Raw genomic sequence first — 17,410 nt, 5'->3', positions numbered from 1 at the left:
GGGAGCGAGATCCCATGACCATGACCAGCCCCACCGATGTCCCGGAGCCCCTCCTCACGGCGTCTTCCGCCCATCGCGCGCCGAAGCGCACCCGCCGCTTCACGCCCGGTGCCGGGCAGCAGCTGAAGGGCGGCCCGTTCTCCTACCTCGCGCTGGCCGTCGTCGGCATCGGCTCGCTGCTGCCGCTGTACTGGACCCTCGTGGCCGCGTCCCACACCCAGGACGAGATGCTGGCCGGCACCCCGCCGTTCCTGCCAGGCGGCCGCCTCCTGCACAATCTGGAGGCCGCCTGGACCCAGGCCCACCTGGGCAAGGCGATCGTCAACAGCGTCGTCGTGGCCGGCTGCATCACAGCGGCGACGCTCTTCTTCTGCACCCTGGCCGGCTACGCCTTCGCCAAGATGCGCTTCCGCGGCCGCGGCGCGCTGATGACCGCAGTGATCCTGACGCTGACGATCCCGCCGCAGCTCAGCGTCGTCCCGCTGTTCATGATGATGGCCGACCTCGGCTGGGGCGGGGACCTGGAAGCGGTGATCTTCCCGACCCTGGTCAGCGCCTTCGGGGTGTTCTTCATGCGGCAGTACCTGAGCGAGGCGCTGCCGTACGAGCTGATCGAGGCCGCCAAGATCGACGGCGCGCACAACTTCCGCATCGTGCTGAGCGTGGTGCTGCCGGTGGCGCGCCCCGCGATGATGGTGCTCGGCATGCTCACCTTCGTCCAGGCGTGGAACGACTTCTTCTGGCCCTATCTCGCCCTGAACCAGCAGAACCCCACCCTGCAGGTGGCCCTCGGCCAGCTGAGCGCCTCGTACACCCCCGACACCAGCATCGTGATGGCCGGCGCGCTGATCAGCACCCTGCCCCTGCTCGTGGTGTTCGTGCTCTTCGGCAAGCGGATCGTCGGCGGCATCATGTCCGGCGCCGTCAAGGGCTGAGCCCCGCGCGCCACTTCGCCGTCACGGAGCCGTACGGCCCCCGCCCCGCGGGCCGTACGGGCTCGCAGCCCCACCCAAGCCACCGCCCCTGCCCGCCACATCCCTGGGAGAGCTCCCGTATGACTGCCGTACGACCCGACATCGCCCCGAAGCCGCTGCCCGAGGCCGCCGCCGCCTTCCCGCCGGGCTTCCTCTGGGGAGCGGCCACCGCGGCCTACCAGGTCGAGGGCGCCGCCGCCGAGGACGGACGCACGCCCTCGATCTGGGACACCTTCAGCCGCATCCCCGGCAAGGTCCGCAACGGCGACACCGGCGACATCGCCGCCGACCACTACCACCGCTACCGCGACGACGTGGCCCTGATGAAGCAGCTGGGGCTGAAGGCCTACCGCTTCTCCATCTCCTGGTCCCGGGTCCAGCCCACCGGCCGCGGCCCCGCCGTCGAGCGCGGCCTGGACTTCTACCGCCGGCTCGTCGACGAGCTGCTGGAGGCGGGCATCACGCCTGTCGCCACCCTCTACCACTGGGACCTGCCCCAGGAGTTGGAGGACGCGGGCGGCTGGCCGGAGCGCACCACCGCCGAGCGCTTCGCGGACTACACCGCGCTGATGACCGGCGCCCTCGGCGACCGCGTCGGCACCTGGACGACCCTCAACGAGCCCTGGTGCTCGGCCTTCCTCGGCTACGGCTCCGGGGTGCACGCCCCCGGCCGCACCGAGGCGTCCTCCGCCCTGCGGGCGGCCCACCACCTCAACCTCGCCCATGGCCGGGCGATCGAGGTTCTGCGCGGCCGACTCCCCGCCGCCGCGCAGACCTCGGTCACCCTCAACCTCCACCAGGTCCGCGCGCTGACGCCGAGCGACGAGGACGCCGACGCCGCCCGCCGCATCGACGCGGTCGGCAACCGGGTCTTCACCGGCCCGATGCTGCACGGCGCCTACCCGCAGGACCTGCTCGCGGACACCGCGCACCTGGTGGACTGGTCGAAGCTCGTACGGGACGGCGACCTGGCGGCGATCTCCCGCCCGGTCGACGTCCTCGGCGTCAACTACTACACGCCGACTCTGGTCTCCACGCCCGCCGAGGGCGGCGGCGACACCCGCGACGACGGCCACGGCGCGAGCGACCACTCGCCCTGGCCCGGCTCCGAGCACGTCGCCTTCCACCTCGCCGAGGGCAAGGCGACCACCGCCATGAACTGGTCGATCGACCCCGACGGGCTCCACCGCCTGCTCATGGACGTCACCCGCGACCATCCCGGTACCCCGCTGATGGTCACCGAGAACGGCGCCGCCTTCGACGACTACGTCTCGCCCGAGGGCCGGGTCCAGGACCCCGAGCGCATCGCGTACCTGCACGGCCATCTCGACGCGGTGCGGCGCGCGGTGGCCGACGGCGCGGACGTGCGCGGCTACTTCCTCTGGTCGCTGATGGACAACTTCGAGTGGGCGTACGGCTATGCGAAGCGCTTCGGCGCGGTGTACGTGGACTACGCCTCCCAGCGCCGCATCCCGAAAGCCAGCGCCCACTGGTACGCCGACGTGATCCGCCGCCACGCCCTCCCGCCGCGGAAGGACCGCACCTGATCATCTGAGTCCGCCCTGCCCGTACCGCTCCTCCCCGAGACCCGGCATCCGTCTGCCGGGTCTCGGCACCGCGCCCCGGTCTGCGCGTCCCGCCGGGCCGCGGACGTGGCGCGGGAGCGCTCCCCTCACGGTGGGCGGGGGTGTGACCGACCGGTCCCGCCGGGGGTCGGGGGGACCCACGCCAGGACTTGGTTTGGTCATCCGACTGTGCGAAATTGACCGCGAACGGGAGGCAGTCATGACGGCAGCGCGAGTACGCAGCGGGGGCCGGCCCACGCTCGAAGAGGTCGCGGCGCGGGCGGGGGTCGGGCGGGGCACGGTCTCGCGGGTGATCAACGGATCGCCCCGCGTCAGCGCCCACACCAGGGAGGCGGTCGAGGCCGCCGTCGCCGCGCTCGGTTACGTGCCCAACCGCGCGGCCCGCGCGCTGGCGGCCAACCGCACCGACGCCCTCGCACTCGTCGTGCCCGAGTCGGAGAGCCGCTTCTTCGCGGAGCCGTACTTCTCCGACATCGTGCGCGGGGTCGGCGCCGCCCTCGCCGATACGGAGATGCAGCTGCTGCTCACCCTGGTCGGCAGCGACCGCGAGCGCCGCAGGCTCGCCCAGTACCTCGCCGCGCACCGCGTGGACGGTGTGCTGCTGGTCTCCGTGCACGCCGACGACCCGCTCCCCGACCTGCTGGAACAGCTCGGCATGCCCGCCGTGATGAACGGCCGCAGATCCGCCGCCGAATCGCTCCCCTCGGTCGACTCGGACAACTTCGAGGGCGCCCGCGGTGCGGTGGAACACCTCGTCGCGCGCGGCCGCCGCACCATCGCCACCCTCACCGGCCGACTCGACGTCCACGCCGCCCAGAGCCGTCTGGACGGCTACCGCAGGGCCGTCCAGGACGCGGGTCTGGAAGCCGACGAGCGACTGATCGCCCCCGCCGACTTCTCCGAGAAGGGCGGCGCCCAGGCCATGCGTGAGCTGCTCGCCCGGCGCCCCGACGTGGACGCGGTCTTCGCCGCCTCCGATGTGATGGCCGCCGGTGCCCGGCAGGTCCTGGGCGAGGCGGGCCGCCGTGTCCCGGACGACGTCTCCCTCGTCGGCTTCGACGACTCGGTCGTGGCCCGCCACATGACCCCTGCCCTCACCAGCGTGCGCCAGCCGATCGAGGAGATGGGCCGCACGATGACTCGGGTCCTGCTCGACATGATCTCCGGCAGGAGCACGGACCGCGCCCAGATCGTGCTCCCCACGGAACTGGTGGTCCGCGACTCCTCGTGAGAGCCGCTCGCCCCGACCACGCGCCGAGCGTTGCCACCGGCGCCGCTCACCACCGACACCGCCGGATCGCCCTCCTTCCGCTGCCCGGCCTCCCCGACCCCGGCTTCGCGCCCCGGAGTCGGACAGCGGTGACGGCGGCCGGATCGGCGCCGGGCACCGGGCACCGGGCTCCGGGCTCCGGGCTCCGGGCTCCGGGCTCCGGGCTCCGGGCTCCGGGCTCCGGGCTCCGGGCAGGGCGCGTACCGGGTCGCGGTCGACAGGCGTCGCGGTGTCCGACGCGGGTGTCCCGTCCGGGGTACGGAGCCCGGCGATCCGCGGCTGCGCCGCGCGGGAGCGGGTGACCAGGAGGCCTGCCGCCGACAGGTGGCGGCGGGGGCCCGAGGGCCCCGGTCACGCGCCGCCGAAACGGTGTGTCAGAGCACGGCGAGGCGGTCGACCAGCAGTTCCACCCTCGGCCCGGCGTCCTCGGGCCGCAGGCGGCCCGCTCGGGTCAGCGTCGCCAGGCCGTGCAGGGCCGCCCAGAACACTTCGGTGAACATCCCCGGGTGGACGCCCTTCCCGGCGACCCCGGTGAGGCATTCGAGGAGAGCGGCGAAGGCGTCCTTCAGCGGCTCCGGGGTGTCCTCCCGCGCGTACGCCAGGCCGCCGTCGAGCTGGAACAAGGCGTCGTAGACCGCCGGATTGCGCTCGGCGAAGTCGAGATAGGTGCGGGCGAGGGCGGCCACACGCTCGCGCGGACCGTCCGCCGCGGAAGTCGCGGCACGCACCGCCGCAGCCAGCTCGACAGCACCCTCCAAGGCGACGGCGCCGATGATCTCGCGCTTGCCGCGGAAGTGGCTGTAGAGGACGGGCTGGCTGTATTCGATGCGCTCGGCGAGCAGGCGGGTGGTGACCGCGCCCCAGCCCTGCTGCTCGGCGAGTTCGCGGGCCGTCGCCACGATGAGGCGCTCGCGCTCCGCCCGTTCGCGCTCCTTGCGTTCCTTTACCGACATACGGCGACCCTAGCACTGCTAGACAATCGAGCGAAGAAAGGTCTAGCGTTGCCATCTCACCTAGCGCCGCTAGATTCCCGGAGGAGTCATCATGCTCAACGCGCTCGAGGTCGTCACCACCGTGATCGTCGGCCTGATGGTGGGGGTGGAGTTCTCCGTCGCCTTCATCATGAGTCGGATCCTGAACGCGCTTCCCGAGGACAGCAGCCAGCTCGGCCACGCCCACGGCGGCCGGATGCTCGGCACCCTGATGCCGTTCTGGTACGTGGGCTCGCTCGCCCTCAGCGCGATCTGGGCCGCTGCCGGATGGCACCGCCACGGCGCCGGGCTCGTCGTCACCGCCGCCGGACTACTGGTCCTCAGCGTGGTCATGTCGGTCCTGCTGCTCGTCCCGATCAACAACCGCAACAAGACCTGGACCACCGAGAACCGGCCCGCCGACTGGAAGGAGCAGTTGCAGCGCTGGAACCGCTACCACTACCTGCGCGTCGCCGTCCTCGTCGCCGCGTTCACCCTGCTGGTCGCCGCCCTCGCCTGACAGCGCACCACGCCCTCCGCAGCACGACACCCGCGTGCAACCCACCAACGGCCGCAACGGCCACGGCTCGCGCTGCCGATCCGACGACCGGCCACGCCTGCCACGGACCCTCACCCGGACCATGGTCCCGGGGCTCGTTCCCGCACTCACCGACACCGGCCCTCGGCGGCCAGGACTGCCGTGAGGCCTTCTCGCAGGTCCTCGACGAAGTACCCGGGAACTTCCAGCGACGGGAAGTGGCCGCCCGCTTCCGCCGTCCTCCAGCGGACGATCTGCCGGTACCGCTGCCGCGCCCAGGGGCGTGGGCACTTCTCGATGTCGCGGGGGTACATGGTGATGGCCGACGGGACGTCGACGCGGAGGCCGGGGTCGAAGGCGTCGACGCCGCCGTGGCTCTCGTAGTAGATCCGGGCAGCGGAGGCGCCGGTCCGTGTCAGCCAGTACAGGGTGACGTCGTCGAGGATGCGGTCGACGGAGATCCTCTCGAAGGGACTGTCGTCGGTGTCCGTCCATTCGGCGAACTTGTCGAGGATCCAGGCGAGGAGTCCGACCGGGGAGTCGACGAGCGAGTATCCGATGGTCTGCGGCCGGGTCGCCTGCTGTTTCGCGTACGCCGAGCGGTGACGCCAGAAGTCGCGGGTCTCCTCGGCCCATTGGCGTTCGGCCGGCGTCAGGCCTTCGGTGCTCAGGCCGGAGGGTGCCTGCGCGAGTGTGGTGTGGATGCCGAGGACATGCGCGGGGAACCTGCCGCCGAGGACGGTCGTGATCACGCCTCCCCAGTCGCCGCCGTGGGCCGCGAACCTCTCGTAGCCGAGCCTGCGCATGAGTTCGACCCAGGCGGCCGCGATCCTGCCGGTCCCCCACCCGGTGGTGGTCGGCTTGTCGCTGTGGCCGAAGCCCGGCAGCGACGGGGCCACGATGTGGAACGCCGGCGCGTCGGCATCCTCCGGATCGGCCAATTCGTCCATCACGTCGATGAATTCGGCGATGCTGCCCGGCCAGCCATGGGTCAGGAGCAGCGGGGTGGCGTCCGCGCGTACCGACCGGCGGTGCAGGAAGTGGATCCCCAGGCCGTCGATGGTGGTGCGGTACTGGCCGAGTGCGTTCAGGCGGTCCTCGAACCACCGCCAGTCGTACGCGGTGCGCCAGTGGTGGACGACATCGACGAGGTCGCAGAGCGGTACGCCCTGGCTCCACCGGCGCGGGCCGGGTGCGGCGCCGTGGACCGTCTCGGCCTCCGGCAGCCGCGCCGCGGCCAGGCGTGCGCGCAGCTCGTCGAGTTCGGCCTCGGCGGCACGGGGGGTGAACGCGTACACGTCACCGGTCGGGTGGGACACGGGAGCCTCCTGGGCATCGCGGCACCGGCCGCACTCGCTCGCGAACCGGCATTGACGGTTCTAGCGTGAGCTCCCGCCCGCGTGCAACCGGCTATGGTGGTTTCATGCGCCCCGAGTTTCCTGACTTCCGCCTCGGATCCGTGCTGGCGACCAGCTTCACGGGGACCTTGTCCGAGCGTCATGGCGACGCCGTGGAGCGCATCCCCACGCCGCGGCGGCTCGTGGACTGGCTGGCGGTGTACGGCCTCGACGTGGACTCCTGCACCCCTGAGCAGCTCGACCTCGCCCGGAGACTGAGGGAGTCGATCCACACGACCGCGACCGCTGCCGCACTCCGGGAGCCCCTGCCCGCATCCGCCGTCCGCGTCCTCAATGACCGCAGCGGGCGGGGCGGGGCCTCGGCGGTCCTGACACCCGCGGGAGAACGCCACTGGCGGCTCGGTCCGGCCTCCGGCCTGGAGGACGCCCTGGGCGTGATCGCCGCCGACGCGATCGACGTCATCGCAGGTGAACGGGATGGACGGCTGGCCCTGTGCGCCTCACCGACGTGCCGAGCCGCCTTCTTCGACACCAGCCGGAGCCGCACCCGCCGATGGTGCGACATGAACACCTGCGGCAACCGCCAGAAAAGGGCACGCTTCCAGGCCAACCAGCGCAAGAGCACCATCCCGGCCGAGTGACGACCGCCGCCGGAACGGCCGACTGCCGCGCCACGCCTGCGTATGCCCTGGCCTCCGGGAATCCGGGCGCAACATGGACCGCTCGGGCAGACCGCCCCATGGCCGTCTCGCGCCTCGGCGCGGACATCGCCTGAATCAGGGACGCACCGACACCGGAAGGCGATGCCCCTTCCCGCTCACTTCCCGCGCTGGCGCAGGGGCTTCGCCGCCATGGCGACACCGACTGTCACGACCACTGCGACGACGAGGACCCGGCCCCGAAACCGGACCGTCGGCCACCTGGCATCGCTGAAGGCCGGAGCCGCGTCCCCTGCCACCCCGTCCGCGACAGGACACCCCTCAGCCCCGCGGCCCCGGCAGCCGCTCCGGGCCCGCCGCGGGCCTGGCGCCGCCCGGGGCGCTCGCGGTGGAGCCCCGGACCACGAGTTCGGGCATGAAGACGAACTCGCTGTGCGGGGCGGGGGTGCCCTCGATCTCCTCCAGGAGGGTGCGCACCGCCGCCTGGCCCATCGCGGGCACCGGTTTGCGCACGGTGGTCAGCGGCGGGTCGGTGAAGGCGATCAGCGGGGAGTCGTCGAAGCCGACCACGGAGACCTCCTGCGGCACCCGCAGGCCCTGCCGGCGGGCGGCCCGGATCGCGCCGAGCGCCATCATGTCGCTGGCGCAGACGATCGCGGTGCACTCGCGGCCGAGCAGGGCGGTGGCGGCGGCCTGCCCGCCCTCCAGGGTGTAGAGCGAGTGCTGCACCAGTTGCTCGGCCACCTCCTCGCGGTCCAGGCCGAGTTGCTCGTGCATGGTGCGGACGAAGCCCTCGATCTTGCGCTGGACCGGCACGAAGCGCTTGGGCCCGAGCGCGAGGCCGATCCTGGTGTGGCCCAGCGAGGCGAGATGGGTGACCGCGAGGTCCATCGCGGCGCGGTCGTCCGGGGAGATGAAGGGCGCCTGCACCCGCGAGGAGAATCCGTCGACCAGGACGAACGGCACGCCCCTGGCGCGCAGTTGCTCGTAGCGGGAGGTGTCTGCGGTGGTGTCGGCGTGCAGTCCGGAGACGTAGATGATGCCGCTGACCCCGCGGTCCACCAGCATCTCGGTCAGCTCGTCCTCGGTGGAGCCGCCGGGGGTCTGGGTGGCGAGCACCGGGGTGTAGCCCTGGCGGGTGAGCGCCTGGCCGATGACCTGGGCCAGCGCCGGGAAGATCGGGTTCTCCAGCTCGGGGGTGATCAGCCCGACCAGGCCCGCGCTGCGCTGCCGCAGCCGGACCGGGCGCTCGTAGCCGAGGACGTCGAGCGCGGCGAGCACCGACTGGGTGGTGGCGGCGACGCCCGGCTTGCCGTTGAGGACGCGACTGACGGTCGCCTCGCTGACCCCTGCCTGGGCGGCGATGTCGGAGAGCCGTGCGGTCACAGGGGTGGACCCTACCGGGCGGGGGCCGACAGGCTCACCAACCGGCCTTCCGGGACGGGCAGTTGACCCGGCCCCTGCTGACTCCTGCGGCATCGCGCTCCTTCGGCTCCCGGCGGCCGAGGCGCCACCGGATGTCGTGATGATCCCCGCAGCGCTCACTCCTGGCAAGACCTTTCAACTCCTTGCGCAAGGAAGCCGCCGGACATCGATGCAGCACAGAGAGTGGGAGCCAGGGGCAATACCCCCTCATCCGGACATCACGCCACCGCCCTTGCACTGTTTTGCTGCAAGGTCTTTCGCTTCGCTTTCCGCGCTGTTACGTTCTCGTCGCCCGGCAGCCGGAAGTCGTGCTGCTTCCCCCGGACATGGCGCAACGGGACCGCGCGATGTCCCTGGGCCCTCACCCTCAAGGAGATCTCATGCGGCGTGGCACAGCGGCCATCGCGCTGGCAGCGTCCCTGGCGCTCGCGGCGACGGCCTGCGGCAGCAGCGACGACGACGGCAAGGCGGACGGCCCCCTCACGATCACCTGGTGGGACACCTCGAACGCCACCAACGAACAGCCCGCCTACGAGGCCCTGGTCAAGGACTTCGAGAAGGCCAACCCGGGCATCAAGGTGGACTACGTCAACGTCCCCTTCGACAAGGCGCAGAACAAGTTCGACACCGCCGCGGGCAGCAAGGGCGCCCCGGACGTGCTGCGCGCCGAGGTCGGCTGGACCCCCGCCTTCGCGAAGAAGAGCTATCTGCTGCCGCTGGACGGCACCGAGGCCCTGAGCGAGAAGTCGGCCTTCCGCCAGAACCTCGTCAAGCAGGCGCAGTTCGACGGCAAGACCTACGGCGTCCCGCTGGTCACCGACACCCTCGCCTTCGTCTACAACAAGGCGCTGTTCGAGAAGGCCGGCATCACCGAGCCGCCCGCCACCTGGGCCGAACTGCGCGCCGACGCCGCGAAGATCAAGGCGAAGACCGGGGCCGACGGCTACTGGGGCTCCACCAAGGGCTACTACGCCCAGCCCTTCCTCTACGGCGAGGGCACCGACACCGTCGACGCCGCCGCGAAGAAGCGGACCATCACCTCCGCCGAGGCCGTCAAGGGCATCAAGACCTGGCAGGGCCTCTTCTCCGGCAAGGGCCTGCACAAGGCGGACACCACCGCGGACGCCTACGCCCACATCCAGGACGCCTTCGTCAACGGCAAGGCCGCCTCCACCCTGCAGGGCCCCTGGGAGATCACCAACTTCTACAAGGGCAAGGCCTTCAAGGACAAGGGGAACCTCGGCATCGCCCCGGTGCCCGCGGGCTCCACCGGCAAGGCGGGCGCCCCGACCGGCGGCCACAACCTCTCGGTGTACGCGGGCTCGGACTCCGCGCACCAGAAGGCCGCGCTGAAGTTCGTGGGCTTCATGGCCTCCGCCAAGTCGCAGGAGACCATCGCCCTGAAGAACTCCACGCTGCCGACCCGCGAGGACGCCTACACCGCGAAGGTGAAGGCCGACCCGGGCATCGCGGGCTTCCAGAAGGTGCTCGGCACCGCGCTGCCGCGGCCCGAACTGCCCGAGTACAGCTCGCTGTGGACGCCGCTCGACACCGAACTGCCGAAGATCGCCGGCGGACGGGTCTCCCTCGACAAGGGCCTGAAGAACGCGGACCTGGCCATGGCCGGTCTGCTGCCCGACTTCAAGAAGTGAGCCCGGTGGCCGCGGGCGACCGCGGCCACCCACCCGCCCCCGCACATCCCCGAGAAGGTGTCGCCTGATGACAGTCGCCGTCGACCGCGCGGCCACCGGGCGCGGAGAACGCCCCGGTCTCCGCGCGCGCCTGGTCCGCTCCTACCGCCGCCACTGGTACGCGTACGCGATGATCGCCCCGGTCGTCATCGTCCTCGGCGTGCTCGTCGGGTACCCGCTGGCCCGCGGCGTCTATCTGACCTTCACCGACGCCGACAGCCTCAACTCGGCCCGCACCATCGGCGTCAACCACATCGACGCCACCTACAAGTTCGTCGGCCTCGACAACTACGCCGACATCCTCTGGGGCCCGACCTCCGGCGACCGCTTCTGGTCGCACTTCGTGTGGACCATCGTCTGGACGGTCAGCTGCGTCGCCCTGCACTACGTGATCGGCCTCGGGCTCGCCCTGCTGCTGCACCAGAAGCTGCGCGGCCGCACCGCCTACCGGCTGATGCTCATCCTGCCCTGGGCGGTGCCCACCTTCGTCACGGTCTTCTCCTGGCGGATCATGCTCGCCGACGGCGGCTTCCTCAACACCGCGCTCGGCTCCCTGCACCTGCCCCAGCCGGCCTGGCTGGAGGACCCCTTCTTCCAGCGCCTCGCCGCGATCATGGTGAACACCTGGTGCGGGGTGCCCTTCATGATGGTCTCGCTCCTCGGCGGCCTGCAGTCCATCGACGCGACGCTCTACGAGGCCGCCGAGATGGACGGGGCCAACGCCTGGCAGCGCTTCCGCTACGTCACCCTGCCGGGGCTGCGCACGGTCAGCTCCACGGTCGTGCTGCTCGGTGTGATCTGGACCTTCAACCAGTTCACCGTGATCTTCCTGCTCTTCGGCACCGGCGCCCCCGACGCGCAGATCCTGGTGACCTGGGCCTACTACCTCGGCTTCGGCCAACAGCCCCGTGACTACGCCCAGTCGGCAGCGTACGGCGTACTGCTCCTGTCGATGCTGATCGTCTTCACCTCCCTCTACCGACGCTGGCTCGCCCGCGGCGAGCAGTTCGCCTCCTGAGGAAGGACACCGATGACCACCACCACCGAGCCGACGCCCGCCGAGGTCCGCCCCGCCGCGCCCGCCCCCGCTCCGGAGCGCGCGCTGCGGCGCGGGGAGAGCAGCCGGACGGCGCGCCTGCTCTCGCACACCGTGCTCAGCCTGGCCAGCCTGATCGCCCTCTTCCCCATCGTCTGGCTGGTCTTCCTCTCGCTGGGGCCGGACAAGGACGACTATCTGCACCCCTCGCGGATCCTCGACAAGGCGACGCTGTCCAACTACACCCACGTACTGCAGGACACCAACTTCTTCCAGTGGCTCGGCAGCACCCTGATCGTCTCGCTGGGCACCACCGTCATCGGGGTGCTGCTCGCCGCCACCACCGGCTACGCGGTCTCCCGGATGCGCTTCCCCGGCTACCGCAAGCTGATGTGGCTGCTCCTCGTCACCCAGATGTTCCCGATCGCCGTCCTCATCGTCCCGATGTACGAGATCCTCTCCGAACTCCAGCTCATCGACAGCTACGGCGGGCTGATCCTGGTCTACTGCTCGACCGCGGTGCCCTACAGCGCCTGGCTGCTCAAGGGCTACTTCGACACCATCCCGATGGAGATCGACGAGGCGGGCCGGGTGGACGGGCTCTCCCCCTTCGGCACCTTCCTGCGGCTGATCATCCCGCTGGCCAAGCCCGGCCTCGCGGTGGCCGCCTTCTACAACCTGATCACCGCCTGGGGCGAGGTCGCCTTCGCCTCCACCTTCCTGCTCGACGACGAGAAGTACACCTTCGCCGTCGGCCTCTCCAGCTTCGTCAGCGAACACGACGCCCAGTGGAACTACATGGCCGCCACCGCGGTACTCATCGCGGTGCCCGTCTCCGCCTTCTTCTACGTGGTGCAGAAGCACCTGGTCACCGGCCTGACGGCCGGGGGCACCAAGGGCTGAGCACCCCCGCCCACGCGCCCTGTCCCTCCCCCTCACGCAGCAAGGACGCCATGAGCCAGCACCTCGCCGACGGCACCCGCACCGCCACGCTGACCGCCGACGCCCGCCCCGGATGGTGGCGCGACGCGGTGATCTACCAGGTCTATCCGCGCAGCTTCGCCGACGCCGACGGGAACGGCATGGGCGATCTGGCGGGGGTCCGCTCCCGGCTCGGCTATCTGCGCGAACTCGGCGTGGACGCGGTCTGGTTGAGCCCCTTCTACGCCTCCCCGCAGGCGGACGCCGGATACGACGTCGCCGACTACCGCACCGTCGACCCGATGTTCGGCGACCTCGCGGACGCCGAGGCCCTCATCGAGGACGCCCATACGCTCGGCCTGCGCCTCATCGTCGACCTGGTGCCCAACCACTCCTCGGACCGGCACGAGTGGTTCCGGCGGGCCGTCGCCGAGGGCCCCGGATCCCCGCTCAGGGGGCGCTACCACTTCCGCCCCGGCAAGGGGAAGGACGGCGAACTCCCGCCCAACGACTGGACCTCCCTCTTCGGCGGCCCCGCCTGGACCCGGCTCCCGGACGGCGAGTGGTACCTGCACCTCTTCGCCCCCGAGCAGCCCGACTTCAACTGGGAACACCCCGCGGTCGCCGACGAGTTCCGCTCCATCCTGCGCTTCTGGCTGGACAAGGGCGTGGACGGCTTCCGCATCGATGTCGCGCACGGCCTGGTCAAGCAGGAGGGCCTGCCCGACCTCGGCGACCACGAGGAGCTGCGGCTCCTGGACAACGGCGCGGTCCCCTTCTTCGACCAGGAGGGCGTGCACGAGATCTACCGCGACTGGCGCCGGCTGCTCGACGAGTACGCGGCCGAGGGCTCGGGTGGCCTCGGCGAGCGCATCTTCGTCGCCGAGGCCTGGACCCCGACGGTCGAGCGCACCGCCGCCTACGTACGCCCCGACGAACTGCACCAGGCCTTCAACTTCCCCTATCTGAGCACCTCCTGGGACGCGGAGGACCTGCGCGCCGTCATCGACCGCTCGCTGGAGGCGATGCGCCCGGTCGGCGCCCCGGCCACCTGGGTGCTCTCCAACCACGACGTCACCCGGCACACCACCCGCTTCGCCAACCCGCCCGGGCTCGGCACCCAGCTGCGCACCCCCGGCGACCCGGAGCTCGGTCTGCGGCGGGCCCGCGCGGCGACCCTGCTGATGCTGGCGCTGCCCGGCTCCGCCTACGTCTACCAGGGCGAGGAACTGGGCCTGCCCGATGTCGTGGACCTGCCGGACGAGGTGCGCCAGGACCCCTCGTACTTCCGCGCGCACGGGCAGGACGGCTTCCGGGACGGCTGCCGGGTGCCGCTGCCCTGGACGCGTGGCGGCTCCGCGCACGGCTTCGGCGCGGGCGGCAGCTGGCTTCCGCAGCCCGAGGGCTGGGGCGAGCTGAGCGTGGAGGCGCAGCAGGGGGTGCCCGGTTCGACCCTGGAGCTGTACCGCGCCGCGCTCGCCGCCCGCCGCGAACACCCGGCGCTCGGCGCGGGCGACTCCCTGACCTGGCTCGACGCACCCGAGGGCGTGCTCGTCTTCCGGCGCACCGCCGAGGACGGCACCCGCTTCTTCTGCACCGCCAACACCACCGGCGCCACGGTCCGCCTCCCGGCCCCCGGGCAGCTCCTCCTGGCCAGCACGGCCGAGCAGCCCGCCCGCGGCACCGAGGGCGAGGTGCTGCTGCCGCCCGATTCGACCGTGTGGTGGACCGCCTGAGCCCCTGGGCCCCGCACGGTGGGCGGCCCGGCACCCCGGGCCGCCCGCACTCCCCACCTCACCCGCACCTCGACAGCACCCCCACGTGCAAGGAGGAACCATGCCAAGGAGATACGCCGAAGACACCCGAAGGACCCGCCGCCCCGCGCGGATCGCGCTCGCCGCGGCCGTGGCGGCCGCCGCCGGACTCGGCGGCACCCTGCTCGCCCCGCCCGGGCAGGCCGCGGCGGCCCCGCCCGGCGAGAAAGACGTGACCGCCGTCCTCTTCGAGTGGGACTACGACTCGGTGGCCGCCGAGTGCGGCCGCAGCCTCGGCCCGGCGGGCTACGGCTCCGTCCAGGTCTCGCCGCCCGCCGAGCACATCCAGGGCGGCCAGTGGTGGACCTCGTACCAGCCGGTCAGCTACCGGATCGCGGGGCGGCTCGGGGACCGGGCGGCCTTCTCGAAGATGGTGGAGGCCTGCCACAGCGCCGGGGTCAAGGTGGTCGCGGACGCCGTGATCAACCACATGTCGGCCGGTTCGGGCACCGGGACCGGCGGCTCCTCGTACACCAAGTACGACTACCCGGGGATCTACGCCGCCGCCGACTTCGACGACTGCACCTCGGAGATCGTCGACTACCAGGACCGGTTCAACGTCCAGCACTGCGAACTCGTCGGCCTGGCCGACCTGGACACCGGTGAGGAGCACGTCAGGGCGGGCATCGCCGGATACCTGAACGACCTGCTCTCGCTCGGCGTGGACGGCTTCCGGATCGACGCGGCCAAGCACATCCCGGCCGAGGACCTGGCCGACATCAAGTCCCGGCTGAGCGACCCGGGGGTGTACTGGAAGCAGGAGTTCATCGCCGGTGGCGGGGAGGCCGTGCAGCCCGGGGAGTACACCGGCGTCGGCGATGTGCAGGAGTTCCGCTACGCCCGGGACCTCAAGCGGGTCTTCACCTCCGAGAAGCTCGCCTATCTGAAGAACTTCGGCGAGGAGTGGGGCTATCTGCCCGGCTCCCAGGCCGCCGTCTTCGTCGACAACCACGACACCGAGCGCAACGGCGAGACCCTCAACTACAAGGACGGCGCGGCCTATACGCTCGCGGGCGTCTTCATGCTGGCCTGGCCGTACTCCTCCCCCGATGTGCACTCCGGCTACGAGTGGAGCGAGAAGGACGCCGGGCCGCCGAACGGCGGCCGGGTGGACGCCTGCTACCAGGACGGCTGGAAGTGCCAGCACGCCTGGCCCGAGATCAGCTCGATGGTCGCCTGGCACAACACCGCCCGGGGCCAGGACGTCACCGACTGGTGGGACAACGGCGGCAACCAGATCGCCTTCGGCCGGGGCGACAAGGCGTACGTGGCCCTCAACCACGAGTCCACCGAGCTGAACCACACCTTCCAGACCGGGCTGCCCGCAGGGGACTACTGCGACGTCCAGGGCAAGCGCACGGTGAGCGTCGACGGCTCCGGACAGTTCACCGCCACGCTCGCCCCGGACACGGCACTCGCCCTGCACACCGGGGCGAAGGACTGCTGAGGGGGCGCGGCTCGTCGAGCCGGGGGGCGCGGCCCTCCGGGTGAACGGGCGCGGCTCGTCGAGGCAGCATCCGGTGCTCCCCGGCCGTCTGTGCGCGGACGGCCGGGGCATCGGGTGCTGCCTCTTCTTCGTGGTTCTTCGTGGTTCTTCGACTCCTCTCACGGCTCTTCGGGGCGCGGGTACGAAGGTCGCGATGCGCGCGAGTACGGCGGTCGCGTATGCCGCGTGTATTGCAGTCGTATGAAAGCTCCGGTGGCCGTCCCCGTGGACTTCGGGGCCGGGGCGAGGCCTTCACCGTACGGGCGCGGCAGGGCTGTTGACGCAGGTCAGCACGGGGACGGCGGGGAGAGGGCCAAAGTCCCCGGGGTCGCGGGCGGCCGCCGCCGCGCAAGGTGAGCGGTGGGCGGGCGGCTGTTGACGGCGGCAGGGTGCCCTGCGAGTCTCCGGCACATGCCCGTCACGACCCACCTCGTAGCGCGGCTCCACGTCGATCTGGAGCGCCTCGCCTCCGCGGCGTGTACGGGCCGCTCCGCCGCGCCCGCCCGCGCCTGATCCCGGGCCCCGGCCGCCGGAGCACTGCCCGCGAGCCCCTCCGGCGCTCCCGCTCCTCCGCACTCCCCCACTCCCGGTGACTCCGCCGGCTCTCCGGCTTCCGTCCGCGGCAGGCCCGCCGGGTGGTTCCCGCACTCCGAAGGGATTCCCATGACCTCCGCCCCCGCCACGCACGCGCCCTCCCGCCCGGCCGCGCCCGCCCCCGAGACCTCCCCCGCCGTGACCGTGGAGAAGATCGGCGGCCGCGTCGGCGCGGTGATCGGCGGGGTACGGCTCGGCGGCGACCTCCCCGCCGAGACCCTCGCCGCCGTGCGGGCCGCGATCCTCGCCCACAAGGTGGTCTTCTTCCGCGGCCAGCACCACCTGGACGAGACGGCGCACGAGGCCTTCGCCCGGCTGCTCGGCACCCCGGTGGCGCACCCCACCGTGCCCTCCCGGGACGGGCGCTACTCGCTCGGCATCGACTCCGGCTCCGACCTCGGCGGCCGGGCCAACCAGTGGCACACGGACGTCACCTTCGTACCGGCCTACCCCGCCTTCTCGATCCTGCGGGCCGTGACCATCCCCCCGTACGGCGGCGACACCCTCTGGGCCAACACCGCCACCGCCTACGAGAACCTGCCCGCCCCGCTGCGCACCCTGGCCGAGACCCTGCGCGCCGTGCACAGCAACGAGTACGACTACGTCGGGGCCCGGCCCGGGGCGAGCGAGGAGCAGCTGGCGCAGTTCCAGCAGGTCTTCCTCTCCACCCGGTTCACCACCGAGCACCCGGTGGTGCGGGTGCACCCGGAGACCGGTGAACGCACCCTGGTGCTCGGCAACTTCGTACAGAAGATCCAGGGCCTGAGCGGGCAGGACTCGCGGCGCCTCGTCGAGCTGTTCCAGGCCCATGTGGAACGCCCGGAGAACACGGTGCGCTGGCACTGGGCGACCGGGGACGTGGCCATCTGGGACAACCGGGCCACCCAGCACTACGGCGTCGACGACTCCGACGACCACGACCGCGCGCTGCGCCGCGTCACCATCGACGGCGAGGTGCCGGTGGGCGTGGACGGCCGCAGCTCGCAGCTGCTCACCCCGCGCGAGGTGCCGGAGCCCGCCTTCGGGGTGGCCTCGGGGGCGTCCGGCGCGACCGGCGCGGCGGACGCTGCCTGACGGACAGCGCTCG

General features: G+C 71.8%; 14 protein-coding genes and 1 pseudogene. 12 read left to right on the top strand and 3 right to left on the bottom strand.

The features are described from left to right. Positions 1-14: 14 nt before the first annotated feature. The 3 genes from HFV08_RS23740 (at position 15) to HFV08_RS23730 (ending at position 3,791) form a co-directional block, all read left to right on the top strand. Positions 15-935 carry a carbohydrate ABC transporter permease gene (locus tag HFV08_RS23740; protein ID WP_168542235.1) on the top strand — a complete coding sequence of 307 codons (921 nt, stop codon included), beginning with the start codon at positions 15-17 and terminating at the stop codon, positions 933-935. Between the two features lie 119 nt (positions 936-1,054). Next, on the top strand, positions 1,055-2,521 hold the full coding sequence (locus HFV08_RS23735) for a GH1 family beta-glucosidase (protein ID WP_168542233.1): 1,467 nt from the start codon (positions 1,055-1,057) through the stop codon (positions 2,519-2,521). Positions 2,522-2,759: 238 nt separating this feature from the next. Next, positions 2,760-3,791, top strand: coding sequence for a LacI family DNA-binding transcriptional regulator (locus HFV08_RS23730; RefSeq protein ID WP_168542231.1), 1,032 nt, complete (start codon positions 2,760-2,762; stop codon positions 3,789-3,791). A 413-nt stretch (positions 3,792-4,204) separates the two neighbouring features. Here the strand turns inward: HFV08_RS23730 and HFV08_RS23725 are convergent, their stop codons facing one another. Then, complete coding sequence (locus HFV08_RS23725) at positions 4,205-4,783, bottom strand: TetR/AcrR family transcriptional regulator (RefSeq protein ID WP_168542229.1); 579 nt, start codon at positions 4,781-4,783, stop codon at positions 4,205-4,207. Positions 4,784-4,874: 91 nt separating this feature from the next. On the opposite strand from HFV08_RS23725, the gene HFV08_RS23720 reads away from it, so the two are divergent. Further along, the gene (locus HFV08_RS23720; protein ID WP_168542227.1) at positions 4,875-5,321 is read left to right on the top strand and encodes an anthrone oxygenase family protein; all 447 of its coding nucleotides are present in this window, start codon (positions 4,875-4,877) and stop codon (positions 5,319-5,321) included. 146 nt (positions 5,322-5,467) lie between these two features. Here HFV08_RS23720 and HFV08_RS23715 read toward each other — a convergent pair whose 3' ends face one another. Then, positions 5,468-6,658, bottom strand: coding sequence for an epoxide hydrolase family protein (locus HFV08_RS23715; protein WP_168542225.1), 1,191 nt, complete (start codon positions 6,656-6,658; stop codon positions 5,468-5,470). A gap of 104 nt (positions 6,659-6,762) precedes the next feature. On the opposite strand from HFV08_RS23715, the gene HFV08_RS23710 reads away from it, so the two are divergent. Beyond that, entirely contained in the window at positions 6,763-7,338 is a 576-nt protein-coding gene (locus HFV08_RS23710) for a CGNR zinc finger domain-containing protein (protein WP_168542223.1), read from the top strand. A gap of 339 nt (positions 7,339-7,677) precedes the next feature. On the opposite strand, the gene HFV08_RS23705 is transcribed toward HFV08_RS23710, so the two are convergent. Further along, positions 7,678-8,742: a LacI family DNA-binding transcriptional regulator gene (locus HFV08_RS23705; RefSeq protein WP_168542221.1), complete on the bottom strand. Its 1,065-nt coding sequence runs from the start codon at positions 8,740-8,742 to the stop codon at positions 7,678-7,680. 419 nt (positions 8,743-9,161) lie between these two features. Between HFV08_RS23705 and HFV08_RS23700 the strand changes: the two genes are divergently transcribed. From HFV08_RS23700 to HFV08_RS23675, 7 genes and pseudogenes are all read left to right on the top strand, one after another. Next, entirely contained in the window at positions 9,162-10,433 is a 1,272-nt protein-coding gene (locus HFV08_RS23700) for an extracellular solute-binding protein (RefSeq protein ID WP_168542219.1), read from the top strand. A 67-nt stretch (positions 10,434-10,500) separates the two neighbouring features. Further along, complete coding sequence (locus HFV08_RS23695) at positions 10,501-11,490, top strand: carbohydrate ABC transporter permease (RefSeq protein WP_168542217.1); 990 nt, start codon at positions 10,501-10,503, stop codon at positions 11,488-11,490. Between the two features lie 12 nt (positions 11,491-11,502). Continuing rightward, complete coding sequence (locus HFV08_RS23690; RefSeq protein ID WP_168542215.1) at positions 11,503-12,411, top strand: sugar ABC transporter permease; 909 nt, start codon at positions 11,503-11,505, stop codon at positions 12,409-12,411. Positions 12,412-12,461: 50 nt separating this feature from the next. Further along, positions 12,462-14,165 (top strand): glycoside hydrolase family 13 protein, encoded by a 1,704-nt coding sequence (locus HFV08_RS23685; protein ID WP_168542213.1) that lies wholly within the window; start codon positions 12,462-12,464, stop codon positions 14,163-14,165. 100 nt (positions 14,166-14,265) lie between these two features. Continuing rightward, a pseudogene (locus HFV08_RS23680) lies at positions 14,266-15,687 on the top strand (alpha-amylase); the annotation flags it as partial. A gap of 453 nt (positions 15,688-16,140) precedes the next feature. After that, on the top strand, positions 16,141-16,242 hold the full coding sequence (locus tag HFV08_RS32410) for a putative leader peptide (RefSeq protein WP_312885800.1): 102 nt from the start codon (positions 16,141-16,143) through the stop codon (positions 16,240-16,242). A gap of 150 nt (positions 16,243-16,392) precedes the next feature. Beyond that, complete coding sequence (locus HFV08_RS23675) at positions 16,393-17,397, top strand: TauD/TfdA dioxygenase family protein (protein WP_168542209.1); 1,005 nt, start codon at positions 16,393-16,395, stop codon at positions 17,395-17,397. Positions 17,398-17,410 lie beyond the last annotated feature (13 nt).

This window comes from Streptomyces physcomitrii (assembly GCF_012273655.1).
Classification (GTDB): Bacteria; Actinomycetota; Actinomycetes; order Streptomycetales; family Streptomycetaceae; genus Streptomyces; species Streptomyces physcomitrii.
The sequence above is the reverse complement of the archived record's forward strand: the minus strand, read 5'-3'. Positions and strand labels throughout refer to the sequence as shown.